This window comes from Methanoculleus formosensis, from assembly GCF_025384765.1.
Lineage (GTDB): Archaea > Halobacteriota > Methanomicrobia > Methanomicrobiales > Methanoculleaceae > Methanoculleus > Methanoculleus formosensis.
On the sequence record NZ_VHLL01000002.1, the window covers coordinates 485,346 to 510,012 of the forward strand.

General features: G+C 64.4%; 28 protein-coding genes. 18 read left to right on the plus strand and 10 right to left on the minus strand.

All coding sequences use genetic code 11. The features are described from left to right. Positions 1 to 110 precede the first annotated feature (110 nt). The 4 genes from FKB36_RS05890 to FKB36_RS05905 all read right to left on the minus strand — a co-directional run bounded on the left by FKB36_RS05890 (position 111) and on the right by FKB36_RS05905 (position 2,215). The gene (locus FKB36_RS05890; RefSeq protein ID WP_261597109.1) at positions 111 to 653 is read right to left on the minus strand and encodes a small multi-drug export protein; all 543 of its coding nucleotides are present in this window, start codon (positions 651 to 653) and stop codon (positions 111 to 113) included. Positions 654 to 941: 288 nt separating this feature from the next. Further along, positions 942 to 1,232: an SHOCT domain-containing protein gene (locus FKB36_RS05895; RefSeq protein WP_261597110.1), complete on the minus strand. Its 291-nt coding sequence runs from the start codon at positions 1,230 to 1,232 to the stop codon at positions 942 to 944. Next, positions 1,229 to 1,678 (minus strand): DUF6325 family protein, encoded by a 450-nt coding sequence (locus FKB36_RS05900; protein ID WP_261597111.1) that lies wholly within the window; start codon positions 1,676 to 1,678, stop codon positions 1,229 to 1,231. The genes FKB36_RS05895 and FKB36_RS05900 overlap by 4 nt, the downstream gene beginning before the upstream one ends. A gap of 258 nt (positions 1,679 to 1,936) precedes the next feature. Further along, positions 1,937 to 2,215, minus strand: a complete 279-nt coding sequence (locus FKB36_RS05905; RefSeq protein ID WP_261597112.1) for a hypothetical protein — start codon at positions 2,213 to 2,215, stop codon at positions 1,937 to 1,939. Positions 2,216 to 2,561: 346 nt separating this feature from the next. Here FKB36_RS05905 and FKB36_RS05910 point away from each other — a divergent pair, with 346 nt between their 5' ends. From FKB36_RS05910 to cofD, 4 genes are all read left to right on the plus strand, one after another. After that, entirely contained in the window at positions 2,562 to 2,993 is a 432-nt protein-coding gene (locus FKB36_RS05910; RefSeq protein ID WP_261597113.1) for a radical SAM protein, read from the plus strand. Next, entirely contained in the window at positions 2,993 to 3,364 is a 372-nt protein-coding gene (locus FKB36_RS05915) for a hypothetical protein (protein ID WP_261597114.1), read from the plus strand. Before FKB36_RS05910 ends, FKB36_RS05915 begins: the two co-directional genes overlap by 1 nt. A 318-nt stretch (positions 3,365 to 3,682) precedes the next feature. After that, the gene (locus tag FKB36_RS05920; RefSeq protein ID WP_261597115.1) at positions 3,683 to 4,591 is read left to right on the plus strand and encodes a 2-phospho-L-lactate transferase CofD family protein; all 909 of its coding nucleotides are present in this window, start codon (positions 3,683 to 3,685) and stop codon (positions 4,589 to 4,591) included. 66 nt (positions 4,592 to 4,657) lie between these two features. Then, on the plus strand, positions 4,658 to 5,560 hold the full coding sequence (gene cofD / locus FKB36_RS05925; RefSeq protein WP_261597116.1) for a 2-phospho-L-lactate transferase: 903 nt from the start codon (positions 4,658 to 4,660) through the stop codon (positions 5,558 to 5,560). Between the two features lie 7 nt (positions 5,561 to 5,567). On the opposite strand, the gene nifU is transcribed toward cofD, so the two are convergent. Then, positions 5,568 to 5,957 (minus strand): Fe-S cluster assembly scaffold protein NifU, encoded by a 390-nt coding sequence (gene nifU / locus FKB36_RS05930; RefSeq protein WP_261597117.1) that lies wholly within the window; start codon positions 5,955 to 5,957, stop codon positions 5,568 to 5,570. A gap of 115 nt (positions 5,958 to 6,072) precedes the next feature. After that, positions 6,073 to 6,321 carry a sulfurtransferase TusA family protein gene (locus tag FKB36_RS05935; protein WP_261597118.1) on the minus strand — a complete coding sequence of 83 codons (249 nt, stop codon included), beginning with the start codon at positions 6,319 to 6,321 and terminating at the stop codon, positions 6,073 to 6,075. A gap of 304 nt (positions 6,322 to 6,625) precedes the next feature. Here FKB36_RS05935 and FKB36_RS05940 point away from each other — a divergent pair, with 304 nt between their 5' ends. The 4 genes from FKB36_RS05940 (at position 6,626) to FKB36_RS05955 (ending at position 10,968) form a co-directional block, all read left to right on the plus strand. Then, positions 6,626 to 7,798: a HEAT repeat domain-containing protein gene (locus tag FKB36_RS05940; protein ID WP_261597119.1), complete on the plus strand. Its 1,173-nt coding sequence runs from the start codon at positions 6,626 to 6,628 to the stop codon at positions 7,796 to 7,798. Positions 7,799 to 8,074: 276 nt separating this feature from the next. After that, positions 8,075 to 8,617, plus strand: a complete 543-nt coding sequence (locus FKB36_RS05945; protein ID WP_221057254.1) for a pyruvoyl-dependent arginine decarboxylase — start codon at positions 8,075 to 8,077, stop codon at positions 8,615 to 8,617. Between the two features lie 121 nt (positions 8,618 to 8,738). Continuing rightward, on the plus strand, positions 8,739 to 10,028 hold the full coding sequence (gene aspS / locus FKB36_RS05950; RefSeq protein WP_261597120.1) for an aspartate--tRNA(Asn) ligase: 1,290 nt from the start codon (positions 8,739 to 8,741) through the stop codon (positions 10,026 to 10,028). A 37-nt stretch (positions 10,029 to 10,065) separates the two neighbouring features. Further along, positions 10,066 to 10,968 carry a methionine synthase gene (locus FKB36_RS05955; RefSeq protein WP_261597121.1) on the plus strand — a complete coding sequence of 301 codons (903 nt, stop codon included), beginning with the start codon at positions 10,066 to 10,068 and terminating at the stop codon, positions 10,966 to 10,968. Here FKB36_RS05955 and FKB36_RS05960 read toward each other — a convergent pair. Together FKB36_RS05960 and FKB36_RS05965 are read right to left on the minus strand one after the other, a co-directional pair. Next, positions 10,965 to 11,549: an RAD55 family ATPase gene (locus FKB36_RS05960; protein ID WP_261597122.1), complete on the minus strand. Its 585-nt coding sequence runs from the start codon at positions 11,547 to 11,549 to the stop codon at positions 10,965 to 10,967. The genes FKB36_RS05955 and FKB36_RS05960 overlap by 4 nt on opposite strands. A gap of 52 nt (positions 11,550 to 11,601) precedes the next feature. After that, positions 11,602 to 13,152 (minus strand): class I adenylate-forming enzyme family protein, encoded by a 1,551-nt coding sequence (locus FKB36_RS05965; RefSeq protein WP_261597123.1) that lies wholly within the window; start codon positions 13,150 to 13,152, stop codon positions 11,602 to 11,604. Positions 13,153 to 13,375: 223 nt separating this feature from the next. Here FKB36_RS05965 and FKB36_RS05970 point away from each other — a divergent pair, with 223 nt between their 5' ends. The 7 genes from FKB36_RS05970 to FKB36_RS06000 all read left to right on the plus strand — a co-directional run bounded on the left by FKB36_RS05970 (position 13,376) and on the right by FKB36_RS06000 (position 18,839). Next, positions 13,376 to 13,642, plus strand: a complete 267-nt coding sequence (locus tag FKB36_RS05970) for a FeoA family protein (RefSeq protein ID WP_261597124.1) — start codon at positions 13,376 to 13,378, stop codon at positions 13,640 to 13,642. After that, on the plus strand, positions 13,642 to 13,878 hold the full coding sequence (locus FKB36_RS05975; protein WP_261597125.1) for a FeoA family protein: 237 nt from the start codon (positions 13,642 to 13,644) through the stop codon (positions 13,876 to 13,878). The genes FKB36_RS05970 and FKB36_RS05975 overlap by 1 nt, the downstream gene beginning before the upstream one ends. Further along, positions 13,875 to 15,866, plus strand: coding sequence for a ferrous iron transport protein B (gene feoB, locus FKB36_RS05980; protein ID WP_261597126.1), 1,992 nt, complete (start codon positions 13,875 to 13,877; stop codon positions 15,864 to 15,866). Before FKB36_RS05975 ends, feoB begins: the two co-directional genes overlap by 4 nt. Position 15,867: 1 nt before the next feature. After that, positions 15,868 to 16,302 carry a hypothetical protein gene (locus FKB36_RS05985; RefSeq protein WP_261597127.1) on the plus strand — a complete coding sequence of 145 codons (435 nt, stop codon included), beginning with the start codon at positions 15,868 to 15,870 and terminating at the stop codon, positions 16,300 to 16,302. Next, positions 16,299 to 16,574, plus strand: a complete 276-nt coding sequence (locus FKB36_RS05990; protein WP_261597128.1) for a hypothetical protein — start codon at positions 16,299 to 16,301, stop codon at positions 16,572 to 16,574. Before FKB36_RS05985 ends, FKB36_RS05990 begins: the two co-directional genes overlap by 4 nt. A 25-nt stretch (positions 16,575 to 16,599) precedes the next feature. Beyond that, positions 16,600 to 17,070, plus strand: a complete 471-nt coding sequence (locus FKB36_RS05995) for a GNAT family N-acetyltransferase (RefSeq protein ID WP_390895696.1) — start codon at positions 16,600 to 16,602, stop codon at positions 17,068 to 17,070. 155 nt (positions 17,071 to 17,225) lie between these two features. After that, on the plus strand, positions 17,226 to 18,839 hold the full coding sequence (locus tag FKB36_RS06000; RefSeq protein ID WP_261597235.1) for a S41 family peptidase: 1,614 nt from the start codon (positions 17,226 to 17,228) through the stop codon (positions 18,837 to 18,839). A gap of 235 nt (positions 18,840 to 19,074) precedes the next feature. Here FKB36_RS06000 and FKB36_RS06005 read toward each other — a convergent pair whose 3' ends face one another. Then, positions 19,075 to 21,492 (minus strand): CDC48 family AAA ATPase, encoded by a 2,418-nt coding sequence (locus FKB36_RS06005; RefSeq protein ID WP_261597130.1) that lies wholly within the window; start codon positions 21,490 to 21,492, stop codon positions 19,075 to 19,077. Positions 21,493 to 21,538: 46 nt separating this feature from the next. Between FKB36_RS06005 and larC the strand changes: the two genes are divergently transcribed. Together larC and radB are read left to right on the plus strand one after the other, a co-directional pair. Next, positions 21,539 to 22,729: a nickel pincer cofactor biosynthesis protein LarC gene (gene larC / locus FKB36_RS06010; protein WP_261597131.1), complete on the plus strand. Its 1,191-nt coding sequence runs from the start codon at positions 21,539 to 21,541 to the stop codon at positions 22,727 to 22,729. After that, positions 22,726 to 23,403: a DNA repair and recombination protein RadB gene (gene radB, locus FKB36_RS06015; protein ID WP_261597132.1), complete on the plus strand. Its 678-nt coding sequence runs from the start codon at positions 22,726 to 22,728 to the stop codon at positions 23,401 to 23,403. Before larC ends, radB begins: the two co-directional genes overlap by 4 nt. Here radB and dapF read toward each other — a convergent pair. Further along, on the minus strand, positions 23,390 to 24,208 hold the full coding sequence (gene dapF, locus FKB36_RS06020; protein WP_261597134.1) for a diaminopimelate epimerase: 819 nt from the start codon (positions 24,206 to 24,208) through the stop codon (positions 23,390 to 23,392). The genes radB and dapF overlap by 14 nt on opposite strands. Positions 24,209 to 24,358: 150 nt before the next feature. Here dapF and FKB36_RS06025 point away from each other — a divergent pair, with 150 nt between their 5' ends. Then, positions 24,359 to 24,637: a DNA-directed RNA polymerase subunit L gene (locus FKB36_RS06025; protein WP_261597135.1), complete on the plus strand. Its 279-nt coding sequence runs from the start codon at positions 24,359 to 24,361 to the stop codon at positions 24,635 to 24,637. Positions 24,638 to 24,667: the final 30 nt, after the last annotated feature.

The window sequence follows — 24,667 nt, forward strand, 5'->3', positions numbered from 1 at the left end:
GAAGAGGATATATATACGTGACTGCACCGGGAGCCCGCATGATCGGGCAGGAGAGGCCGGGCTCCGGGTAGTACCGGATGATTCTTTGGAGGATAACGAAATATCGCGGCTCAAAAGATCAGCCTGACGAACCCCAGGGCCGCGAGCAGGAGGAAGCCGGTGACGAGGACCCATCCGAGCGTGACGAAGAAGACCGACGGAACCCTGCCCCAGCGCAGAAGCCACCCGATGACGACACTGGAGTAGAGGCCAATCACCGGGAGCATGGGGAGGACGATGAGCGTGGCCGCCCCGTACCTGTGCAGGATCGGGTATTTCTTCATCTTCTCTTCCGTACTCTTCGTGAACCGCTGGACCCGCTCCGACTGCTCGGCAAACGTGTCCAGGATCTCGTAGATAGCGAGGACGATCCCGACCTCCACGAGCGTCATGACGACCAGGATGAAGACAGGGTGCAGGCCGAACCCCACGCCGACGAAGACGGCGTTCGCCTGGAGGAGGAGGGTGGAGACGATCAGGGAAAAGACTCTCGCGGTCGGGACAGAGAAGAGGAGGCCGAGGAGCAGGGGTATCAGGGTGACGATGACGAACGCGATGGCTATTGCCCGAAAACCTCTCCGGACTGCGTTGATTGTATTGGAGGCGTCCATCATTCTACCCGGATGCCGGTATGCATCCCGGTATGTCACGGGATACGCACTTTGGTATATGAAGCCTTGCCCCGGGATCTCATCGCCGCATCTCTCCAGGCACCCCTCTTTGTCAGGTGAAGCCGGGAGGATGCCGCGAATAAGATTCTGCGACGTTTCCGGCATTTATTTGTGCGGTCTGCATGATACTGTATGCATGCGCCGCTTCGTGGAGGCGTTTGAGCGTTTCGCCTACATCGCGCTCATCGTATTCCTGGTTGTGCTGCTCTCCTTCTCGCTCCTCGAACTGCCTTATTGGGCAAGGATCTTCTGCTTCTCCTGCTGGAACTCCTCCTCCGTCAGGGCTCCCATCTGCTTCAACTCCGCGAGTTCCCTGAGTTGAGCCATCTTCTCCTCCTGGGTTATCCCTGTCGGGGCAGGCGCCTGCTCCTCGTATGGTGCTGTCTGCTGCGCTTGCGCCGCCTTCTTCATCTCCCTCTCCCGCATCCTCTTATCGACAGCGCGGGTAGTCACGGTGGCTGTCCCCGCGACCACCGCGGTACGGGCCACAGTGCCGATAAGGCCCGGCCGGCCGCCTCTCATGGTGTCACCTCCAGGGCTTCCTGCTCTTCGGGCTTCCAGGCCACCGCGGCGTCCACCACCTCTCTCGGGATGCGTTCGCCCGCGATCAACCTTCCATTGGCGGCAAGAACAGCGTTGCGGAACCTCGTTGCCCATACGTGCTCGAAGAGGAGCAGCGCCACGGAACTGTTCATCTCCATGACCTCGCTGATTTTTCCTATATCCTCCTCAGCGAAGAGTGTGCTCGCCTCCCGTGCGAGGGGGGCGAACGCGTCCGCCGCATCCTTCTGAAGATCGGCGAGTTCCATCACATTGACGTTGCCCTGCTCGTCTTTCCTCACGAAGACGAGATCGATGATGCGGATGACGCCTTTATCGACCACCTCGCGCAACGCCGGGACGATCTCGCCTTTGAACTGGTTTCCCGGGAACTCAATGACCATATACTCAACCGGACCAAGGGACATAGCACGCCTCCGGAGCAGGGTGCCGGTTCGACTATATAACTCGATCTGTTGCACGGTATCCGGGCCTCCCGAAACCGCCCGCCGCTCCGCTCCGGCAACCCCGCCGTACGATTCCTCTGCAGACCGCCATCAGGCGGGCATGGGCTCCGGCTCCGGTAACCGGGGCACTGGATCCGTGACAGCATGAACGCGGCTGCAAGGCCGATCAGAGCAAACACCACCAGGACGACCAGCGCAAGGGCGTAGCCCATGTTCCCCTCAACAAGGCTGGAGACGACCCGGCGCCGCTGCCGCTACCAGTGCTCCCACGCCGTAGACGAGCAGGCCTCGCCGGAAGAGGTACGTGCGGCCCAGGATATCCGTCAACTTGCTGCCGGGGATCATCAGGGCCGCCATGGTCGGCGTAAAGACGGCGATGGTCGTCTGGACGCCGCTGACGGTCGTCCCCAGGTCGGTGGCGATGTTGCTGATGGCCACGTTCATGTTCGAGGCAGCGTAACTGCAGATGAACTGGGCCAGCGCAAGCGGCAGGAGCACACCCTGCGGGGCTGCCGCCGGTGCCGGAGGAGCCGGATCTGCGGAGTCGGTATGCGGTGCAGGGGTTTTCCGGTACGAGGGGATACAAGAGTGTCTTTACAGAACACCCGGTTCACCGCAATGCGTTGAAATAATTATATATAACCCCGGTTGCTATCCGGCCCCAGAGGGTCATTCTGCCCGGAAGGAGTGCCGGGAAGTGCCTTGAAGGAGCGGTGAATGCCTGAGCGGTTCGGGATATGAAGAGGATTCATTCTTTCGGCGAAGCAAGGTCGGTTGCACCGGAAGCAGGCTCATTTCTGGCCTTAAACGCCTCCGGCCGGTGCAGAGAGAACGGGGTCGAGCGATGAGCGGATCCGGTAAGAGGGCACCCCCAGCCTTCCACGTCATGGCAAAGCCGACCGGCGCACGGTGCAATCTCGACTGCGCCTACTGCTTCTTCTTAAAGAAGGAAGGGCTGTACCCGGAGAGCAACTTCCGGATGACCGATACGGTGATGGGGGAGTACCTCCGCCAGACCATCGAGGGGCATCACGTGCCCCATGTGACGATCGCCTGGCAGGGGGGAGAGCCGACCCTGATGGGGCTGGAGTTCTTCCGGCGGGCAGTGGAGGTGCAGAAGAAGTACGCACGGCCCAAAACCCGTATCGAGAACACCTTCCAGACAAACGGCATCCTCCTCGACGACGAGTGGTGCCGGTTCTTCCACGACAACAACTTCCTCGTCGGCCTCTCCATGGACGGGCCGGGGGAACTTCACGATACCTACCGGAGGTGATGAATCAGGCAAGCAACCTGGCGCTGCTCACGCTGATTGTTGCACTCGTCATCGTCTACTTCCCTGAACTCGCAAGGATCTTCAGCACCGCTGCAATCCTCGCGGTGGTCACCTTCGTGACGATATCACTCGTCGTTGGCTACGTTCTCGGCGGTCCGGGTCGCGGCACGAAACGGACGCTCGCCCTCGGGACGGCACAACGCAACATCGCGGCGGCGCTGGCGGTTGCCACCTTCAACTTCACCGATCCGGATGTGATGATCATGATCATCGTCGTAGGAGTAATCGGCCTCATACTGTTGATATTCCTCGCCGCGGAGATGGGCAAACTGGGGATGGCGGCAGCGATCGACCAGATGACACACGATTAGGGGGGCGGACGATCGATGGGCCGGGCGGAAGCCGGTAGACCCGGTCTGCCTGCCGCCGAGGGGCCTGGGAGGTGAGGGTGCGGCCTTGCACGCTCATCGAAAGATACATCAGCCTTCTTTCCGTCTACCCGCCGCATATGATTTGCAGATGTTGCCACTGCCACAAAGGAGGGTGAGCGGGTTCGGGAGACCCACATGCTGGACGTGCCCTGGCGCCGGTGCATCAAGAAAGGCTCCCAATCCCGGAATATAACCGATCAGCCACCGGCAAAATGAAACCGTTAACCCGACAGACGGCACATACAATGACATTCACCCATGATCACCTTCCTCTCGGCCGGGCCCGGGACCCTCCCGCTCATCCACGGCGCCCGGCAGGTCCTCTACGATCACGAGATCACGGTGGTTGCGTCCACCGCCGGGAACTGCTGGGTCTCGGGGAGCCATGCCGCCCCGGAGATCGACACTGCCGTCTTCCTCTTTGCGGGCATCCTTGACACCGGCAGGTGGTGGGGGATCAAGGGGGACACCTACGCCACCCACAACTACCTCCCGAAGGTGGCGGGCGGTGAACCCTTCGCGGTCGGCGACCGCGCCCGGGCGGTCCAGATCGCCCGGGCAGCGCTCCTCAACGAGGGGCTGACCCTGACGGAAGCGGTCGATCTCCAGTGCCGCTCACTCAAGATCGGGGCGACCGTCCTCCCGGCGACGGACGGCGACGCCGCCCTCTTCGTCGATACCGGCACCGAACGTATCCCGCTCCTCACCTACCGGATGGCCGCCGATCCCGGGACGGAGGTGCGCGAACTCGTCCGGCCCGTCCCGCCCGCGGTCACGGACAGGGTGCGGGCGGCGATCGAGGCGAGCGACGCCGTGGTGATCGGCCCCGCGAACCCGGCGGCGAGCATCCTCCCCACCCTCGACTGCACAGGGATGCGCGACCTCCTCCGCGATACGTTCGTCGTCGCGGTCTCACCGTTCTCGGGCAGCGTCGCGCCCGGCCCAAAGGAGACCGCGCTCATGCACGCCGTCGGCGAACCCCCGACTGCGCCCGCGGTCGCCCGGTTGTATGGGGATACCGTCGACGTCTTCGTCCAGGAGATCCACGACCCCGACGACGTCCCGGGCTCGCTCCGCCTGGAGACGCGCCTTCTGCACGAGCGACAGGCGGAATCACTCGCCTGGGATATCATGGCGGTCATACGTCACGCAGTTTCGTTAAAATAGGGCGCTCGCCCCCGGCGCGTTTTGGGAAAATTCATATATCGATGCGCTTGATACGCTAACTATCCAATGATAACCTTCCTCTCGGGCGGAACCGGAACCCCGAAACTCCTCCGCGGGATGCGGGAACTGCTGGACGAGCGGGAGATCGCGGTCGTCGTCAACACGGCCGAGGACACCTGGCTCTCCGGCAACCACCTCTCGCCCGACATCGACACGGTCATGTACCTCTTTGCAGGCATCCTCGACACCAACCGGTGGTGGGGGATCAAGGGGGACACCTACATCACCCATGACCTCCTCGCACGGCTCGGCGTCGACGAGTACATCGCCGTCGGCGATCAGGACAGGGCGATCCATGCAGCACGGGGAGAGATGCTCAGGAACGGCATGCGGCTGACGGAGATAACCCGGACACTCTGCAACAGGCTGGGCATCCAGGCGACCGTCCTTCCGATGACCGACTCCGTCATGACGACCTATGTCAGGACGCCCCGGGGAGAGATGCACTTCCAGGAGTACTGGGTGAAGCACCGCGGAGACGTGGCGATCGACGGCGTCGTTCGGAGGTTCGACGAGCCGCCGGCCGCGACCGACGAAGTCATCAAGGCGATCGAGGGAAGCGACGCCGTGGTGATCGGGCCGAGCAACCCGGTCACGAGCATATCCCCGATCCTGGAATGCGCCGGGGTGCGGGAGGCGCTCCGTCGGCAATGTGTCATCGCGGTCAGCCCGTTCATCGGGGATGCGCCGGTCAGCGGCCCGGCGGCGGCCTTGATGCGGGCGTTCGGAAAAGAGGCCTCGTCCGCCGGAACCTACGGTCTCTACGAGGAGTTCGTAGACGTCTTCATCCAGGACATCCGCGACCCGGTCGGGCTTCCCGGGGCACTACGCCTCGACACCCTGATGGTCAACCGGGGCAAGAGCCTCGACCTCGCAAAGAGCATCCAGACCCTGGTCTACGGGTGCTGAAACCCCATCATTCCTTCTTTTGTTTCCCCCGGTAGTCCTCTATCGCCGCATGGAGCGCGTCCGCCGCCAGGTTCGAGCAGTGCATCTTCTTCGGCGGCAGCCCATCGAGCTCGGTCGCGACATCGTCGCGGGTGATCGCCATGGCCTCCTCAAGCGTCTTTCCCCGGGCCATGTCGGTCACCATGCTGCTCGTTGCGATCGCCGACCCGCACCCGAACGTCCGGAATCTGACATCCTCGATGACGTCGTCCTTGACCTTGATGAAGATCTCCATGATGTCCCCGCAGACGGGGTTGCCGACCTTGCCGTAACCGTCCGGGTTCTCGATCGCCCCGACGTTGTGCGGGTTCATGAAGTGCTCCATCACCTTCTGGCTGTATCCGACCTGTTCTGCCATGATGCTACCGTCCTCTAGCGGTATAATAGCCCGCAGGCGTTTAACTGTTTCTCTGCGGCGCCGCTCGTCCGGGGTTCCACTACCCATGCCGTGCAGGAGCCCGCTCTCCGGCCGGTCACGTCGCTTTTGCCGCCGGAGCCGTTCCCTTACGCACGATGAAGGTCGTCACGCCGCTTGCGAGATGCTCTTCCTCGATATTATGCCCGTTCTCAGCGGCCCACGACCTGACCGATTCGACAAGGTCGGGCCTGTCGGCCGTCACCTGCAGGACCTGACCTTTCTCGAGCACCTCCATTCCCTCCTCGATCATGAGCATGGGCGACTGGCACATGCCGATACAACTTACCGTCTTATCCGCGTACATCCGTCTCACCTCATCTTCGGAGAACCTCATGGCCCCGTCATCCTTCCCGGTCACGTCCCCGACATGGGGTTGCTCCTCCCGATGCAGGGCGCGCGTGGGAATCCGGTGCCGCGACCCGGGAAAACATGCCGCTCCCGGGAGCACGGGATGCTGTCCCATCCCATATAAGCGTTCCTCCAGGGATGCGGGCGGGAGAGCGCGACAACGCTGGGTTTCCCGGGCTTCGGGAGAAGATCAGAAGGGTTATCCGCCATCCCCCGCCACCTACCATCATTGGAGAAGGCCGATCATACGGAGGATACCGATGGGATTGTGGAACCGGCTCAGAAGCAGGAAGGGGGAAGAAACGGACGCATCTGCCGATGCGGAGGAGGAAGCCCGGGTGGCGGGACTCGCTCTCTCGCTTGAGAGCGAGGATATCGTGGCCCGGTGGAGAGCGGTGCGGGCGCTCGGGGAGATCGGCGATGCCGCGGTGCTCCCGCTGATGAAAGGGCTCGGCGACGAGGACTGGTGTGTCCGGCGGGAGGCCGCCGCCGCCCTCGGCCGGGTGGGGCCGGCGGCAATCCCGCACCTCATCGGGACATTTTCGGACGCAGATGACGCCATGCGCCAGGACGCCGCTCTGGCGCTCCGGTCGATCGGGAGCCCGGCAGCGGACGCCCTGAAGGAGGCGGCACACCATGAAGATGCGGCCGTCCGTTACGGGGCGCTGGAGGCGCTCGCGGGGTTCCCGGCCACGGACGCCTATCTGGAGGCGCTCGGCGACAACGATCCCCGGGTCAGGCGGTCTGCGATCGCCGGGGTGAGGCGTACCCGGGACGGGCGCGGCATCGAGGGGCTTGCCGCCCTCCTTCGCGACCCGGACGAGCAGGTCAGGTCTCTCGCCGCCGACGCGCTTGCCGCCTTCGGCGAGGCAGCGGTCTCCTCCTGCATCGGGGCGCTCGGCGACGATGATGAGGACTTCCGGCGGCGAAGCGCAGCGGTTATCACCCGTATCGGCCTTCCGGCAACCGGCCCCCTCTTGGCCGCTCTCCGGGACGAACGGCCGCACGGCCGCCGGTGGGCTGCCCGGGTGCTCGGCGAGATCCGGTCGGAAGAGGCAATTATACCGCTCATCGAGGCGCTTGCCGACCCCGACCGCGAGGTGAGATGGCACGCCGGCGGTGCGCTCGCGGGCATCGGTACGCCGGCCGTCGGCCCGCTCGTCGAGGCTCTCGGGAACGGCGACGAAACCGCACGGCACCAGGCGATGGAGGCGCTCTGGCGGGTCGGCGAGGCGGCGGCACCTGCCCTGATCGGTCTCACCGGCGCCGGCGATGCCGGGACCCGGCGCAGGTCGGCCATCGTTCTCGGCGAGATCGGCGTTCCCGGCGCGTCCGAAGCGCTGCAACCACTTCTCCAGGACTCCGACAGGGATGTCCGGCGTGAGGCGTTCGAGGCGCTTGAGGTGATCAAGGCGCGGGGAGACCTCGCCTGACAGATGCGCTCTCCCCTCTTCCCGGTGACCTCCAGGAGGCTCCCGGGTTGCCGCTGGATATGCGGCAGTCCTGGATTTCAGGGGTGGATAGACGGGATCGGGCGTAGCCGCAGTCGCCCGGAGGGCAATAAATTACCCGCGTTTTTCCGCGTAATTTCATATTTTCCAGCATCCTATCCGCCTAATGCTAAATTGGTGCGAAATTTTGCCCCTTTTTAAATTTGTGGCGGTTATAACCGAAAATATTAAAAAAAACAAGCGATAAGAAGATCCCTAATGTTCGTTCCGACCAAGTGTTTCTTTACGAAAGGTGTGGGGATCCACAAAGACAAGCTGGCATCGTTTGAACTGGCCCTCAGGGAGGCGGGTATCGAGAAGTACAATCTGGTCTACGTATCGAGTATCTTCCCCCCGAACTGCCAGCTGGTCTCGCCGGAGGAAGGCTTGAAGGAACTCTCCCCGGGCAGCATCGTCTACGTCGTCATGGCCCGCGCCGAGACCAATGAACCAAGCAGGCTCGCCTCCGCCGCCATCGGTCACGCGATGCCGAAGGAGAGCAACACCTACGGCTACCTCTCCGAGCACCACGCTTTCGGGGAGACGGCGGAAGTCTCGGGCGAATACGCCGAAGACCTTGCGGCGACCATGCTTGCGACGACGCTCGGGATCGAGTTCGACCCCGACAGAGCGTGGCAGGAGCGGGAGCAGATCTACAAGGCAAGCGGCCGGATCATCAGCACGACCCATACCTGCCAGGCGGCGGAAGGGGTCATGGACGGCCGCTGGACGACGGTCATCGCCGCGGCGGTCTTCCTCTAAGATCCGCACCTTCCGGGGCGGCCGATCTCTTTTTCTGCGGCTGCCCCGCCGAACTCTTTACGGGAGCGGGAGCGCAAAGCAAAATACCTTCCGGGGCCCACACTGTATCCAGGTTTTTCACATGCGTCTACCAATACAGGCCGTAACCCCGGAGACGGAGTCTGCCGAGATCGTCGGCTGGGTACACGAGGTTCGCGACCTCGGAGGGCTCTCGTTCTTCCTGATCCGCGACCGGACCGGCATCATCCAGGTGACCATCCCGAAGAAGAAAGTCACGGCAGAGGTCCTTGATGTCGCCCGGAACGTTTCGAGAGAGTCGGTTATCAGGGTCCGGGGCAGGGTAAAGGCGATCGAGAAAGCACCCGGCGGGCGCGAGCTTGTTCCCGAAGAACTCGAGGTCATCAGCACCGCAGAGAGCCCGCTCCCGCTCGACGTCGCCGAGAAAGTTCCCGCCGAGATGGATACCCGGCTCGACTCCCGGTTCCTGGACGCAAGGAAACCGCGTGTCCGCGCCATCTTCTTCATCCGGTCGGCGGTGACCTCTTCCGCGACCGCGTTCCTCGCCTCCCGGGGCTGCATCAACATCACCACCCCCAAGATCGTCGCCGCTGCTACCGAGGGCGGCACAGAACTCTTCCCGATCGCCTACTTCGAGAAGGAGGCGTTCCTGAACCAGAGCCCGCAACTCTACAAGCAGATGATGATGGCCGCCGGGTTCGAGAGCGTCTTCGAGCTCGGGCCCATCTTCCGCGCCGAGGAGCACAACACCGTCCGGCATCTCAACGAGGCGACGAGCCTCGACGTCGAGGTCTCGTTCGCCGACCATAACGACGTCATGGAACTCCTCGAAGATCTGATCGTCCACGTCTACGAGTATGTCCGGGAGAATTGCGCCGGAGAGCTCGCGGAACTCGGGGTCGACCTCAAGGTCCCCGCAAAGCCGTTCCCCCGCATCCCCTACGCGGAGGCGATCGAGGTCGCGAACCGCACCATCGAGGAGAAACTCACCTTCGGCGCCGACCTCTCCCCGGCGGCCGAGCGGGCGATCGGGGATACCGTCGGGCAGCACTACTTCATCGTCGACTGGCCGACCGACATCAGGCCCTACTACGCGATGCCGTATCCCGACCGGCCCGAGTTCTGCAAGGCGTTCGACATGATGCACCCCCGGATGGAACTCTCCTCCGGCGCCCAGCGTATCCACGACCACGACCTCCTGGTGGAGCGGATCCGTGCGAAAGGCCTCTCTCCGGAGAGTTTCGAGTTCTACCTGAAACCGTTCCGCTACGGCATGCCGCCACACGCCGGATGGGGACTCGGCATTGAGCGGCTGGTGATGACGATGCTCGACCTTGGAAACATCCGCGAAGCGGTGCTCTTCCCGCGCGACCGGCACAGACTGACTCCATGAATTTAATTACACCGACAGCCCACGGATCGATGTTCCCATGACCCTGACAGGCATGCCCCTCCCGACCACGGTGGTCGGGAGCTATCCCGTGGTGAAAGGCTCAGGGCTCTTCGCCCTCATGGACCCGCTGAAACATGCGGTGGAGACAGCGGTCGCCGACCAGATCGGCGCCGGGATCGAGATCATCTCCGACGGTCAGGTCCGGGGCGACATGATCCGGGCCTTCACCTCCCACCTCCCCGGCATCCGGGGATCGTCGGTCGTCGGGAGGGTCCAGCCGGCCCGGCAGGCCATCACCCTCGCAGATACCCGGTACGCCCTCACCCGGCACCCGAAGGTGAAAGGCATCCTCACCGGCCCGAGCACGCTCGCGCACGGCCTCATGCTCGATACCACGTTCTACCGGAACAAAGACGAACTGGTTCTCGACCTCGCGCAGGCGCTCGCGGTCGAGGCGAACTGCCTCCAGGACGCCGGCGTTCGCCTCATCCAGATAGACGAACCGATCTTCTCGACGGGGGCGGCGAACATCGCCGTCGGCCGCGAGGCGGTGAACGCGATCGCCGGGAGGCTCCGGGTGCCGGTCTGCCTCCACGTCTGCGGTAGCCTCGAAGACGTCATCGACGAAGTTCTCAGGACAGACGTTGCCATATTCGATTTTGAGTTCGCGAATAATCCCCAAAACCTCGAAGTGCTCTCGGCAAAAGACCTGCGTGGCCGGATGATCGGTTACGGCTGCGTGGACTCGGCCGATCCCGCCGTCGAGAGTGTCGAGGTTATCGAGAAACGTATCGAGGCCGGGATCGACGTCTTCTCCCCCGAGCTCATGCTCATCGACCCCGACTGCGGTCTCCGGATGCAGACGCGCGATGCGGCGCTCGGAAAACTGAAAAATATGGTTATTGCGGCGGGGCGTGTCCGGGCCGAGTATACCGGCTAGACCACCCTGCTCGTCGTCGAGAGTTCGAGGCCTTCTGCGACGATATGGTAGGGGACGACACGCTGCGGCACGTCTGAGCCTTTGAGTTTCTCGATGGCGAGCGTCCGCTCGAACTCGTTGCCGTGAACCTGCTGCCGGAGGGTGATGAAGACGTCGGCCGCCCGCATGATCCGCGCCTCTTCAGAGGGGCTGTGGACTCCCGCATAGAGGAGATAGACGATGTTTGCGCCCCCTTCGACGATCGGGCGCGTATCCTCAAGGACGAACCTGACGGCCGTATCGATCCCCCAGGCGGCGACCAGCGTGGAGAGCGAGTCCACGACGACCTTATCGCCCGTCATCGCCGCTGCCATCGCCGCGGGGTCCATACCCCGTGCGTCGATCATACCCTCTCCCGGCACGGTATCGAGCATCAGGTAGGCTCCCGCCCCTTCCCCTTCCTGCCAGAACTGCTGTGCCAGGAGTTCAAGACCGCTCAGCGGGGATCCGGAGATGACGATACGGGTGCCCGGTGAGAATCCCCCGTCAAGCGCCAGGTCCAGGCCTGCGATTCCTGTCGAACGTCTGGTGGTGTGTGCCACGTCTCTACCTCGGGTATCTTTCGCAGGATCTTCGCCGCCCGCTCCTAAATAACTACCCGGTCGGTTCTGCTCCGGCGGTGCAGTACTCTTCCCGGAGCCGCTTCCTGAGAAGTTTCCACCCGTTCACCCGGGGGATCTCGCCGGCGATGATGACCCGACGGGGGACTTTGTAGCCTGCGAGGCGTTCGCGGGCGAAGGCGACGATCTCGTCGGGCGAGACGTCGTCTCCGGCAGGAACCACCACGGCCACCGGGACCTCGCCCCGGCGTTCGTCAATGCACCCGAAGACCGCCGCGTCGCGAACGCCCGGGTGCTGGACGAGGACGTCCTCGACCTCGGTCGGGTAGACCTTCCAGCCCGACATCACGATCATGTCCTTCTTCCTGTCGGTGATATACAGCATCCCGTCCTCGTCCAGGTGGCCGACGTCGCCGGTCAGGAACCAGCCGTCGGGGAGGAAGACGGCGGCGGTCTCTTCGGGCATCTGCCAGTAGCCGAGCGCCACCCCCGGCCCCCGGAGGGCGATCTCGCCGTCGTCGCCGGGCGGGAGTTCCCGTGCGGGATCGTTCGCATCGACGATCTTCACCTCCGAGAACCCGACCGGGGTGCCGACGCTGCTGAACTCGTCGGCGGTCGCGTAGTGCTCGGGCCGGATGGCGGTCCCGGTCCCGACGACGACCGTCTCGGAGAGGCCGTAGGCGTTGACGATGGGGATGCCGAACCGCTCGTGGAAGGGTTTCCAGACGCCGGGCGTCAGGGGGCCGCCGCCGCTGATCATCGCCCGGGCGGTGGCAAGCGCCGTCTCGGTCCCCGGCGGGGTCTGGATGAGGGAGTGGATCACCGGAGGCATCCCGGCGACGATCGTCGCCCGGTATTCACGGGCAAGGTCGAGGTAGCGGTCGAGATCGAACCGCTCCATGACGACGTAGGTTCCCCCGGCCCGGAGGGTGGCGATCCCCCAGCTCACCCCGACGTGCCCCATGGGGTAGATCCCGAGGTAGACGTCGGCGTCGGTTATTCGGAGGACGTCGCGCTCGGCGTCCATCGCCGCGATCCAGTTCCCGTGGGTGAGCATGGCGCCCTTCGGCTTTCCGGTGGTACCGCTCGTGTACTGGATCTGGCAGAGGTCGTCGAACCGGCAGTGGGCGGCACGGCGGCACGGGTCTCCCCGGAGGAGATCGGCCCACGGTATGGCCCCGGCGGCCCCCTCGCCGACGGCGACGACGTGCCGGAGCGCCGGCGCCCTGTCGCGGATGCGGTCGATGAGGGCCGCACCCTCGACGTCGGTGACGACGGCGACGGCCTGTGCGTCACGGACGGCGTAGAGGACCTCGCTCTCCGTGTAGACCCGGTTTGTCGGGACGGCGACGGCCCCGATCCGCCAGAGGGCGAGGTAGGTGATGAGGTATTCCGGCGAACTGTCGAGGTAGATGCAGACCTGCTCCCCGCGTCCGATGCCGAGTCCGAGGAGACCGCCTGCAGCCCGGGCGACCCGGTCCCTGAGTTCGGCGCGGGTATAGACCTCGCGGCGGGAAGGGACGACGAGAGCGATCTTATCGGGGTTACAGGCGTTGGCATCGAGGAAAGTGGTACAGTTCGGCATGGGTGGGCTCCGCGTTGCAGGGTTGCACTTCGATGTATACACTTGTCCATAGAGCGGTAAATAGGTTGCCCCGGGATACCGGGTGTGAGCGTGAAACCCCGCCGGGCACCCCTATCAAAACTTCGGATCGCACGCACGATCCGAAGAATCTTCGTCTTCGACGATGAAATCCGGAATTTTTTCGGAGCCGGATCATATCGACCGAACAAGAGAGAAAGACGGCATGGAATCACCTGATTCAGAAGAACATACGACACCGACCACGCTCGATCGCATCGGCCACGGCTGCCGGTGCCGCGTCGTCGGAGTCCGCGCTGCCGGGGCGCTCAGAAAGCGCATGCTCGCCATGGGCATGGTGCCGGGGGCGGAGGTGGAGGTCGTCAGGGCCGCCCCCCTCGGCGACCCCACAGAATACCGGGTGAAGGGCTACTGCCTTTCGCTCCGGCGTGCCGAAGCATCTCTCATCGAGGTCACAGAGGAGGGGAGATAGTGGCCGGCACCTGCCCGCTCGCTCTCCTCGCCCCCGGCACCGGGGGGACGGTCGCCGAACTCCGCGCCGGCAAAGGGATGCAGACCCGTCTCTTCGGGATGGGTTTCTGCCCCGACGCCCGGGTGAAGGTCCAGTGCGCTGACCGGGGCTCGATCATCGTCTCGGTCGGGGACGCCCGGTATGCCCTCTCCCGGGGTATGGCGATGAAGATCCTGGTGAGGGAGGGTATCCCGTGAGAGAGATCCGCATAGCGCTCACCGGCAACCCCAACGTCGGCAAGACGACGCTTTTTAACGCCCTCACCGGCTCAAGGCAGCACGTCGGGAACTGGCCCGGCGTGACGGTCGAGAAGAAGACCGGGCGGGTCAGCCACAACGGCTACGAGATCGAGGTCGTCGACCTGCCGGGAACCTACAGCCTGACCGCCTACTCCGCAGACGAGGTCGTCGCGCGGGACTATATCCTCGAGGAGCGGCCGGACGTCGTCGTCCAGGTCGTGGATGCGACGAACCTGGAGCGGAACCTCTACCTGACGACGCAGGTCGCCGAACTCGGGGTCCCGATGGTCATCGCCCTGAATATGGCCGATATGGCCGAAGCGCAGGGCGACACGATCGACCTGGCGAGGCTCTCGGAGTTCCTCGAGATCCCGGTCGTGCGCACGGTCGGAACCCGGGGCGAGGGACTTGACACCCTCCTCGAAGCCGCGATCAAGGAGGCGGCGACCTCACCTCACCACGAGCATACCATCGGCTACGGCGACGATGTGGAGGCAACCATCGCGATGCTCGCCGATGCTCTCAGCACCGATATCGATCTTGCAAGGCGCTATCCCCTCCGCTGGCTCGCGGTCAAACTCCTCGAAGGGGATGAGAACGTCCTCGATAAGGTCCGGGGCGGCCCGGCCCTTGCTCGCGTAGAGAGCATCCTCTCCTCGATCGACTCCGATGAATACGAGGCCATGATGGCGGATAAGCGCTACGAGGCGATCTCCGCCATCCTGCCGCAGGTCCGCAAGGCCAATGTCAGGAACATGAGCCCCTCGGATATGCTCGACCGCGTCGTCACCGACCGCTACCTCGGCATCCCGATCTTCCTTGCCCTGATGTGGGGGACGTTTCAGCTGACCTTCACGGTCGCCGCCCCCTTCATGACCATGATCGAGGCGGCCGTCGGGTGGCTCGCCGAGTTCGTGGCCGGTTCAATCGAACCCGCATGGCTTGCCTCGTTCCTCGGAGACGGCATCATCGGCGGCGTCGGTGCCGTCGTCGTCTTCCTCCCGAACATCTTCATACTCTTCCTGATCCTCGCGTTCCTCGAAGACTCAGGATATCTGGCGCGTGCCGCGTTCATCATGGATCGGCCCCTATATGCTCTCGGGTTGCCGGGAAAAGCCTTTATCCCGATGCTCGTCGGGTTCGGGTGCAACGTCCCCGCGATCATGGCCACGCGGTCGATCGAGGGAGAGAAAGATCGGTTGCTCACGATTCTGGTCAATCCGTTCATGTCATGCAGCGCGAGGCTGCCCGTGTATATCCTCCTTGCCGGGACCTTCTTCCCGGAGCAGGCGGGGAGCGTGGTATTCTTCCTCTACGTGCTCGGGATAGCCGTTGCGATCGCCTCGGCAAAACTCTTCAGGAGCACCATCCTCCCCGGCGAGGTCTCGCCGTTCGTCATGGAGATGCCGCCCTACCGGATCCCGACCGCGATAACGAGTCTCCGCCACATGTGGAGCCGGGGATCGATGTATATCCGGAAAGCGGGGTCGATCATCCTGATCGGCGTCCTGGTCGTCTGGGCTCTCGCCTCGTTCCCGCTCGGTGTCGAGTACGGGAGCGCGGAGAGCTTCGCCGGGATGATCGGGCACCTGCTGGAACCGCTGGTGGCGCCGCTCGGGTTCGACTGGAAGGTCGCGGTCGCACTGATCTTCGGGTTCATCGCGAAGGAGATCGTCGTCGGGTCGCTCGGGGTGCTCTACGGTACCGGGGAAGAGACGCTCTCTTCGGCACTCCTCGCCGACCCGGGACTCTCCGCGGCGGCAGCCCTTGCCCTGATGGTCTTCGTGCTGCTCTACACCCCATGCGTCGCGGCGATCGGCGTCATCCGGCAGGAGACGGGCTCATGGAAATGGGCGGGATTCTCGGTCGCCTACGGTCTCGTCGTCGCATGGCTGCTCGCGTTCGTCGTCGGGCACTCTGCCGGGCTCTTCCTGGGGGGTATCTGATATGAGTGATACAGCAAAGTTGGTCTATGGAGCGGCGCTCGGTGCGCTCTACCTCGTCGCCGGCGCTCTCCACATTCTTGTGGCCGTCGTCGGCCCCATACCCGGCCTCGATGCCCTCCCCCTCACCGGCGACCCCCTGGCCGGGTTCGTCATGCTGGTGGTCGGGGCGGTCTTTGCGGCAGGTGCCCGGAACCTCGCCCGGGACGCCGGAGAGGATGCGATCTTCGTCTCCGTCGGGGTCCTCCTCTCGGTCGGGTTCGGGCTCGTGGAACTCCTCGCCCTCTCTGCGGCGGGGCTCGACGCCTACCTCCTCGGAGGGGGGGCCGGGTGGTCGGTTGCAGGCCTGGTAAGCCCCCTCCTGTACCTGGCGGTCTTCGGGGCCGCCGGGTACCTCGCGTGGGGCAGGAAGTTTCTCCGGGGGCTCTCGGCGGCATGATCCGGACGATTGCACGGAGGCTCTCCGTTGGGGGATTCACGCTCCCGGCGCTTGCAGCCGAACTGAACCTCTCGCAGGACGCCCTCGCCGGGCGGCTCTTCATGATGGAGCGGCTCGGTTTTGTCGAGCGGAGCGGCGGGTGCGCTGAGAGGTCTCGCATCGAGACCTCCTCCTGCCGCTGTTGTGCGGGGTGCTCCTGCTCCGGCGGGGGGACTACCCGGTATACCCTGACGGAGAAGGGGAGGCGGCTTGCCGGCAGAACCGAAGAGTGATTACCGAAGAGGTAGATTGGGGTACATGCAGAGCGAGACGGCGGTCGTGCGCGAGGCCGCCCGGGAGGACCTCGCCGCAGTTCTCTCCCTCTATGCTCATATGCACGACGTCGACGAGATAGCCGACGAATGTGCACTGGAGCAAGCCTGGGAAGATATCCTCGCCGACCCCAGGACCCGCCTCTTCATCCTCGAGTATAGGGGTGTGCCCGTCTCTACCTGTGTCCTCCATATCCTCCCTAACCTCACGCGGGGCGCACGGTCCTACGGGCTCATCGAGAACGTCGTGACCGACCGTGAGCACCGGAACCGGGGGTTCGGCACGGCCCTCCTCACCCATGCGCTCGAGTGCGCGTGGGAAGAGAACTGCTACAAGGTGATGCTTCTCACCGGCCGGAGCGAGCCGAACGTCTTTCGGCTCTACGAGAAGGCGGGATTCGTCCGGGGCGCGAAGGAAGGGCTGATCGTATATCCGCCGACACCGGGGGATCCATAGCCCCGGCCTTCGTGCTCCCCTCCGGCAATCCCCGGCCGCCGACCACGGAGTCCCGGAAGGAATCACAAAAGCCAAATCCCGCCGCACGAAAGAGTGACTTAAGGGAGAGCATCGTGCCTTCAAGGATTTCACGCGGAGTGAGAGCCGGATTGATCGTGCTACTCCTGCTCTTCTCCGCAATGCCGCCGGCATCCGCCGGCCTCTATACCGACGCGTGTGGGATGATATGGGCGGACGCCTCCGTCCCGTTCGAGCGAGACAACGAGACAGCCTACAACGAGGAACTGATGACATCCTACGCACCCATCATGGCGAACCTGACGGAGGCCCCCGATCTCAGCAATATGACCTGGAACGATGCCTTCCGCGAGACGTGCGCCTATATGAAAGAGCGCTACGCCTTCACGGAGTGGCGCGGCGTCGACTGGGACGCGCTGTATGCGACCTATGCGCCGAAGATCGCACAAGCCGAGGAGAACCGGGACAGCGCCGCCTACTACCGGACGCTCCGCGAGTTCGTCTACGCCATCCCCGACGGGCACGTCCTGGTCCTTTCTCCCGACGACTTCGGGGCGAAGCATGCCGATATCGGCGGGGGCTACGGGCTCGCCGTCGCACGGCTTGATTCGGGAGAGGTGATCGTGACCTACGTCGCGAACGGAAGCGATGCGGAGCGGGCGGGGATCCGTTTCGGTGACGAGGTGATCTCCTGGAACGGCCGGCCGATCGAGGATGCGATCGACGCGACAGAGATCATCTGGACGCCGGTCAAGCCCTCGACGGCCGAAGGCATCTTCCTCCACAAACTACGGTTCCTGGCCCGGGCGCCGGTCGGCACCCCGGCCGATATCGGGATCGCCGGTCCGGAGGATTCCATCCCCCGCACAATCAACCTGACCGCAACGGACGACGGCTACGAGACCCTCGCCCGGACGAGCATCTTCCTCGGCCGCGAGGTGAACGACGGGGCGGCCGGGTCGTCGGCGGAACTCAGGGCGATGCTCACGAACGAGACCGTGACTACCCGGACCCTCCCGGAAGGGATCGCCTACATCGCGGTCTACGAAGAGTCCTATGACGTCTACCAGCCCTTCAAGGCGGCGGTGAAGGACGCGATCGCAGACGGGGCGCCCGGCATCGTCGTCGATCTCCGGTTCAACCGGGGCGGGGACGACAACCTGGCCGCCGCCTACGGCGGGTGGTTCGTGGACCGGCCGGTCTTCTACGAGTACGGCACCACCTACGACCCCGGGACAGGAAAACCCGCGGTCCTCTGGGAGTCCTGGACACAGCCCCGGCCCGACCGCTACGAGGGCCCGGTCGCCCTCCTCGTCAGCCCCTACACCATCAGTTCGGGCGAGGGGCTCCCGAAGGTCTTTGCGGAGTCCGGGACAGGCGCGATCGTCTCGTGGTACGGGACGAACGGGGCGTTCGGGATGGAGTCTCTCGGGCCGGTCCTCCCCCTCGGGGTCATGACAGCCTTCCCGACGGGCGCCTCGCTCGACGAGAACGGCAGGATCCAGGTCGACAGCAACGCATCGATGGTCGGCGGAGTCGCCCCGACGGTGCGGGTGCCGCTCGACCGGGATACCCTGGCCCGGGCGATGGCCGGGGAGGACGTCCAGCTCTCGTATGCAGTCGACTGGATCCGGGCGCAGGCGGAGAGCACGACCGCGAAGCCTTCGGCGGTGCCGACACAGGCGGCGGCCGGGTGGGTGGTCGTGCTCGGGGCGCTTGCGGTTGTTGCGGTCTGGTACGGCCGGCGGTGAGGGATTAGGAGAGATCCTCACGCGAAGTGCGACTGTCCGCAGGACAGGAGCTTAAGCACCGCAGGTGCGAGCCGCGAAGGGCGCGAAGTTCGGTTTATCCGGGAGGAACGCCCTTTCGCGCCTTCGCGTGAGCTTTTGCGTGAGATTACCCCAGGCCGAAGAGACGAGGATTTTCCCGGACGGGGACGGACGGTTGTAAAAAAGAGTTCTCCGGGGGGTCTCCCGGGATAACCGCTCACTGATATTCCGGGGGCTGGATATCTTTCGGCAGGCCGCCCTTGAAGTGCTGCTGCACCTTCCCGTAGTACTGCCGCAGCCGCTCGTTCATCGTCGCGTGCACCTTCTCCCGGGCGTTCTCGAAGTGCGACGGCTTCACGGCGACGGCACCCTCCCGCATCGCGAGCATCCCCGCCTCACGGCCGAGCGCCTCAAGGTCGGAGCCGACGAACCCCTCGGTGTCAGTCGCGATCTTCTTGAGGAGCCGGTCTCTCGCCGGGTCGTCGAGGGTCACCTTCTGCTGCGCGAAGAGTTCGACGAGTTTCTTCCGCCGGACGTGGCTCGCGAGCCCCTCATCCTCATTCGGCGCAATCGCGGCGCGGTGCTCCTTCACGTCCTCGACGCTCACCTGACGGTTCGCACCCACGGCGAGAACCAGGTCTTCAAGATCGTTCTCGGAGAACCCCTCTGTCATCGCCACGAGGTCTTCCATCGTCGAGCCCTCGAGCGGCATGTAACGGGTGTGGATCGCGAGGATCCTCTCCCGGTCCTCCCGTCCAGGCTCGCCGATGTAGACGAGACGGTCGAACCGGCCGGGGCGGAGAAGCGCCGGGTCGACCATGTCCGGCCGGTTCGTCGCGCCCATCACGACCACGCCCCGGAGTTCCTCCAGGCCGTCGATCTCGGTCAGGATCTGGTTTAAGACGCTCTCGATCACGTGCGACTCGGATCCGCCGCCCCGGGCAGTGGCGAGCGCGTCGAGTTCATCGAAGAAGATGATCGACGGGGCCACCTGCCGGGCTTTCTTGAAGATCTCGCGGACCGCCCGCTCGCTCTCCCCGACCCACTTCGAGAGGAGCTGGGGGCCCTTGACCGGGACGAAGTTCGCGCCGCTCTCGCTTGCGATCGCCTTTGCGATCAGGGTCTTCCCCGTCCCCGGCGGGCCGTAGAGGAGGACACCCTTCGGCGGCTCGATACCGAGGTTCTCGAACTGCTCCCGTCGGGTGAGCGGATACTCCACCGCCTCGCGGATGTCCTGCTTCGCCTCTTCAAGTCCTCCGACATCTCCCCAGGCGGTGTGGGGCACTTCGAGGAGGATCTCCCGCATGGCGCTCGGCCCCACGTCGCGGAGAGCGTCGCGGAAGTCCCTGGCCTGCACCTCCATCTTCTCCAGGGTTTCCGGCGGGATCTCGTCGGCCTCGAGGTCGATCTCGGGGAGGTAGCGGCGCAGCGCCTTGATCGCCGCCTCACGGGCGAGGGCGGCAAGGTCCGCTCCGACAAATCCGTGGGTCTGCTGGGCGATGGAGGAGATCGCCACATCATCCGCAAGCGGCATCCCCCGGGTGTGGATCTGGAGCACCTGGATCCGGTCGTCCTCAGACGGAACCCCGATCTCGATCTCCCGGTCGAACCGTCCGGGGCGGCGGAGCGCAGGGTCGATGGCGTCGAGCCGGTTCGTGGCCCCGATCACCACGACCTGACCCCGTTCCTCCAGTCCGTCCATCATCGTCAGGAGCTGGGCGACCACCCGCCGCTCGACCTCCCCGGTCACCTCTTCGCGCCGGGGTGCGATCGAGTCGAGTTCGTCGATGAATATGATCGCGGGAGCGTGCTGCCGTGCATCCTCAAAGACCTCACGGAGCCGCTGCTCGGATTCACCGTAGTATTTCGAGATCACCTCCGGCCCCGCGATGGATATGAAGTGTGCCCCGCTCTCGCTCGCGACCGCCTTTGCTATCAGAGTCTTCCCCGTCCCCGGTGGCCCGTAGAGGAGGACACCCTTCGGCGGCTCGATACCGAGTTTTCTAAAGATCTCCGGGTGGCGCATGGGGAGCTCGATCGTCTCGCGGACACGCTGCAGTTCGCCCTTCAGGCCGCCGACATCCTCGTAGCTGATCCTTTTGACGCCCTCAAACCCGGCGGCCGGCTTCTCCGAGAACTCGATCTTCGTGTTCTTGGTGATGATCACGGCGTTCTCCGGCTCGACCACCACGGCCTTGAACGCGACGAGCTGGGGCTGCATGAACGGGAGTCCGGCCTGGATGGGGACAGAGTCGTTCTTCACGACCGGAAAGTCGATCAGCTTGTTGACGACGCTGCCGTAGTTGATGGGGAGCTGTTTCGGAAGGTCTTCGGGCGGCGCAAGCACGACCCGTTTCGCCTCGGCCTCCTCGTCGAGCGTTCGTATCTTGACCCGGTCGCCGATGCTCGCACCGGTATTGAGCCGGGTAAAATTGTCGATCCGAACTTTGCCCTGGTGCCAGTCGTTCACCATGGCGCGCCAGACCTTGGCTACGGTGCGACGCTTCCCTTCGATAGCCACAAGGTCTCCGGGGTTGAGCCGAAGCTGCAGCATGGTGTCAGGGTCAAGCCGTGCCTTGCCTGCCCCCTGATCCTCCGGATAAGCGCTATCTACCTTCAAGTATATCTCGGGCATTACCTCTAGTTCTTATATTTCGGGGATTTATAAGTACTGGAGACGCATGAACATACTTCTCTTCGACCCGTTCAACGGAGCCGCAGGCGACATGATCATCGGAACCCTCCTCGATCTGGGGGCCGATGAAGGGCTCGTCCGGGCAGCCATGCGCTCCGTCGTCGGGGAACCGACGATAGAACGGGTTGACCGCTCCGGCATCAGGGCCGTCCGGGTGAGAGCGCATGCCCCGGTGCACCACCGCACCCTCGAGGAGGTGCTCGACCGGGTGGCCGAAAGCGACGCTCCCGCACCTGCCCGGGAGACGGCACGGCGGGTCTTTCTCCGGATACACCAGGCCGAGGAGAGTATCCACGGGACAGGAGCGCACTTCCACGAGGTAGGTGCGGACGACGCCATCGCCGACGTGGTGGGGGCCTGCACAGCCCTTCACTCCCTCGGCGTCGATGCGGTCGGCGTCCGCCCGGTTGCCCTCGGGAGTGGGTGTATGGTCGGTGCGCACGGAACCTTCCCCGTCCCCGCCCCCGCGACCGTCGCGATCCTCGCAGACTCGGAACTTGCGACCGTCTCCGGAGACGAGGAGCGGGAACTCTGCACCCCAACGGGGGCCGCCCTCCTCGCCGAGTTCTCAACCGTCCGGCCCGACGACCTCGGCCCCGCCTGGATCAGGGCCGTCGGCTACGGGGCGGGGAGCAGGAACCCCCCGGGGAGGCCGAACGTCCTCCGTTCGATGCTCCTTGTGACGGAGGAGGTGTCCGGCGGCGACCGGATCGACATCCTGGAGACGAACATCGACGACGTCACCGGGGAGACCCTCGCCTACACGATCGCACGCCTGATGGAGGAGGGGGCACGGGATGCGAGCGCCACCCCCGTCGTGATGAAGAAGGGGAGGAGCGGCCACCTCGTCAGGGTTATCTGCCGCCCCGACGCAACTGACCACCTCATCGGGGTGATGGCCGCCGAACTCGGGACGCTCGGGATACGGTGCATCCCGATGGTTCACCGTTCCGTCGCGAAGCGGACGATCGAGCCGGTCACAGTGACCATCCAGGGCAAGGAGCGGACGATCGACGTCAAGTGCGGCTGGTCGGGAGGGAAGATCGTCTCGTTCAAGGCGGAGTACGAACAGGCGGCGGCGTGCGCACGGGAGACCGGACTCCCGTTCCGGGAGGTCGCCGGGACGGTTGAGGCGGCCGCACGCAGCCTCTTCGCCGGGCGGGGTCTGCTCCCATGAAGACTGACCGGGTCAGCACGGGAACCCCGGCGCTCGACGAGATGCTCGGCGGCGGGCTCGAGCGGCGAGCGATAACCCAGATCTACGGCGAGCCCGCGAGCGGGAAGAGCACCCTCTGCCTGATGGCGGCGGTGGCCTCCCTCCGGGCGGGGAACTCGGTCGTCTACATCGACACCGAAGGGTTCTCGGTCGAGCGATTCAGCCAGGTGGCCGGGGAGAGCGCCGGGACGCTTGCCGACCGGCTCTACCTCTTCGAGCCGCTCGACTTCGCCCAGCAGGGGACGATGATCGCCGATTCCGAAGGGTTGCTCAGGAAGAACGGCCACGCTCCCGTGGGGCTGCTGGTGATGGACTCGGCCACCGCCCTCTACCGGACGGAACTCGATCTCGGGCGGGAGGCGATACGGAAACTCTCGCACCACATGATAAAACTCCTCGGCCTCGCAAAGAAGTACGATATCCCCGTCCTGATCACGAACCAGATCTACATGGACATCGAGCGTGACCGTGCGGAGGGACTCGGGGGGACGGGGCTCGAACACCTCTCGAAGGCCATCATACGGCTTGAAAAGAAGGATGGCGTCCGGCGGGCGATCCTCCGGAAGCACCGGTCCCGGCCGGAAGGGCTCACCTTCGATTTTGTGCTGACCGAAGACGGGATCAGAACGGTATAACGCCGGAAAAGACCGTCTCGGCGGGGCCTTCCATCGTGACGGTCTCGCCGAAGCGTATCACGAGCGGGCCGCCTCTCGTCTCGACCCTGACCATCTCGCCGACCTTGCCGAGATGCCGGGCGACCGCGGCCGACGCCGTCGCGCCGGTCCCGCAGCTCTCGGTCTCGCCCTCGACGCCGCGCTCGAACGTCCGGATTCGGATCGTGTCGTTGCCGGCCTCTTCGACGAAGTTGACGTTCGCGCCTTCCGGGAAGGTGGGGTGGTTCCGGATCGCCGGGCCGACAATGCCAATCTCGACGGTGCCGATCTCTTTTACGAAGACGACCGCGTGGGGAACCCCGGTGTTTGCGGCGTAGACGGTGAAACCCCGGATCTCCTCTCTGTATTCACCGTTCCCGGTGGCCGGGAGAGAGCTCCGCTCGAACGCGGGCGTCGGCATCGTGATCGCCGCGGTGAACTCGTCGTCCGTATAGCCTGCCGAGACCCGGACGATCCCGGCCCCGGTCTCAACCGAGCAGGACTCTTTGACGTATCCGGCGTCGTAGGCGTACTTCGCGAGGCACCGGATGCCGTTCCCGCACATCGCGGCCTCACTCTCATCGGGCTGAAAGAGTCGCATCCGGACGTCGGCGCTATCCGACGCCTGGAGGAAGAGGATGCCGTCGGCGCCGATGCCGAACCTGCGGTCGCAGAAGAGCGCCGCAAACCCTCCCTTCATATCCTCGGGGATGATCTCTCCTTTGAGTTCGTCGATCAGGACGAAGTCGTTGCCGTTTCCGTGCAGTTTGGTGAACGCGATCTCCATGGATAGTAGCCTCTCCTTTAGATATGGGAGCGGCGGGTGATAAACCGTGAGGATTGAGGGGGGACTCATGCGGGCGCGAGGATGGAGCGGAACCGCACCATACAATACTTATATACCCCTCCCGAAACCAGAATATAGGTGCGTATGGCCATGAAACTCAAACTCCTGGATCTGACCGATGAAAGGGCCCGGATCCTCTTTGAAGGCGAAGGCAACACCTATATCGACGCGCTCGCCGCCGAACTCCTCCGCGACCCGCAGGTGGATGTGGCGCAGCGCAAGCAGGCATTCCGGTTCACGGACCCCGAACTGCTCGTCACCACGGTCGGCGGTCGCCCACCTCTTCTTGCAATCACCGATGCGGCAAAGCGGCTCTCCGGCTACGCCGGTGAACTCCTCCAGCAGATGGAGACCCTCGATACTGCTTAATTACCCTGAATAAGAGCATCGAAGGCTTCG

Bases quoted from the DNA above. Each gene is read 5' to 3' on its own strand.
- FKB36_RS05890 (WP_261597109.1), bottom strand. From the start codon at position 653: ATGATGGACGCCTCCAATACAATCAACGCAGTCCGGAGAGGTTTTCGG.
- FKB36_RS05895 (WP_261597110.1), bottom strand. From the start codon at position 1,232: ATGAGAGGCGGCCGGCCGGGCCTTATCGGCACTGTGGCCCGTACCGCG.
- FKB36_RS05900 (WP_261597111.1), bottom strand. From the start codon at position 1,678: ATGTCCCTTGGTCCGGTTGAGTATATGGTCATTGAGTTCCCGGGAAAC.
- FKB36_RS05910 (WP_261597113.1), top strand. From the start codon at position 2,562: ATGAGCGGATCCGGTAAGAGGGCACCCCCAGCCTTCCACGTCATGGCA.
- FKB36_RS05915 (WP_261597114.1), top strand. From the start codon at position 2,993: ATGAATCAGGCAAGCAACCTGGCGCTGCTCACGCTGATTGTTGCACTC.
- FKB36_RS05920 (WP_261597115.1), top strand. From the start codon at position 3,683: ATGATCACCTTCCTCTCGGCCGGGCCCGGGACCCTCCCGCTCATCCAC.
- cofD (WP_261597116.1), top strand. From the start codon at position 4,658: ATGATAACCTTCCTCTCGGGCGGAACCGGAACCCCGAAACTCCTCCGC.
- nifU (WP_261597117.1), bottom strand. From the start codon at position 5,957: ATGGCAGAACAGGTCGGATACAGCCAGAAGGTGATGGAGCACTTCATG.
- FKB36_RS05935 (WP_261597118.1), bottom strand. From the start codon at position 6,321: ATGTACGCGGATAAGACGGTAAGTTGTATCGGCATGTGCCAGTCGCCC.
- FKB36_RS05940 (WP_261597119.1), top strand. From the start codon at position 6,626: ATGGGATTGTGGAACCGGCTCAGAAGCAGGAAGGGGGAAGAAACGGAC.
- FKB36_RS05945 (WP_221057254.1), top strand. From the start codon at position 8,075: ATGTTCGTTCCGACCAAGTGTTTCTTTACGAAAGGTGTGGGGATCCAC.
- aspS (WP_261597120.1), top strand. From the start codon at position 8,739: ATGCGTCTACCAATACAGGCCGTAACCCCGGAGACGGAGTCTGCCGAG.
- FKB36_RS05955 (WP_261597121.1), top strand. From the start codon at position 10,066: ATGACCCTGACAGGCATGCCCCTCCCGACCACGGTGGTCGGGAGCTAT.
- FKB36_RS05965 (WP_261597123.1), bottom strand. From the start codon at position 13,152: ATGCCGAACTGTACCACTTTCCTCGATGCCAACGCCTGTAACCCCGAT.
- FKB36_RS05970 (WP_261597124.1), top strand. From the start codon at position 13,376: ATGGAATCACCTGATTCAGAAGAACATACGACACCGACCACGCTCGAT.
- FKB36_RS05985 (WP_261597127.1), top strand. From the start codon at position 15,868: ATGAGTGATACAGCAAAGTTGGTCTATGGAGCGGCGCTCGGTGCGCTC.
- FKB36_RS05990 (WP_261597128.1), top strand. From the start codon at position 16,299: ATGATCCGGACGATTGCACGGAGGCTCTCCGTTGGGGGATTCACGCTC.
- FKB36_RS05995 (WP_390895696.1), top strand. From the start codon at position 16,600: ATGCAGAGCGAGACGGCGGTCGTGCGCGAGGCCGCCCGGGAGGACCTC.
- FKB36_RS06005 (WP_261597130.1), bottom strand. From the start codon at position 21,492: ATGCCCGAGATATACTTGAAGGTAGATAGCGCTTATCCGGAGGATCAG.
- larC (WP_261597131.1), top strand. From the start codon at position 21,539: ATGAACATACTTCTCTTCGACCCGTTCAACGGAGCCGCAGGCGACATG.
- radB (WP_261597132.1), top strand. From the start codon at position 22,726: ATGAAGACTGACCGGGTCAGCACGGGAACCCCGGCGCTCGACGAGATG.
- dapF (WP_261597134.1), bottom strand. From the start codon at position 24,208: ATGGAGATCGCGTTCACCAAACTGCACGGAAACGGCAACGACTTCGTC.
- FKB36_RS06025 (WP_261597135.1), top strand. From the start codon at position 24,359: ATGAAACTCAAACTCCTGGATCTGACCGATGAAAGGGCCCGGATCCTC.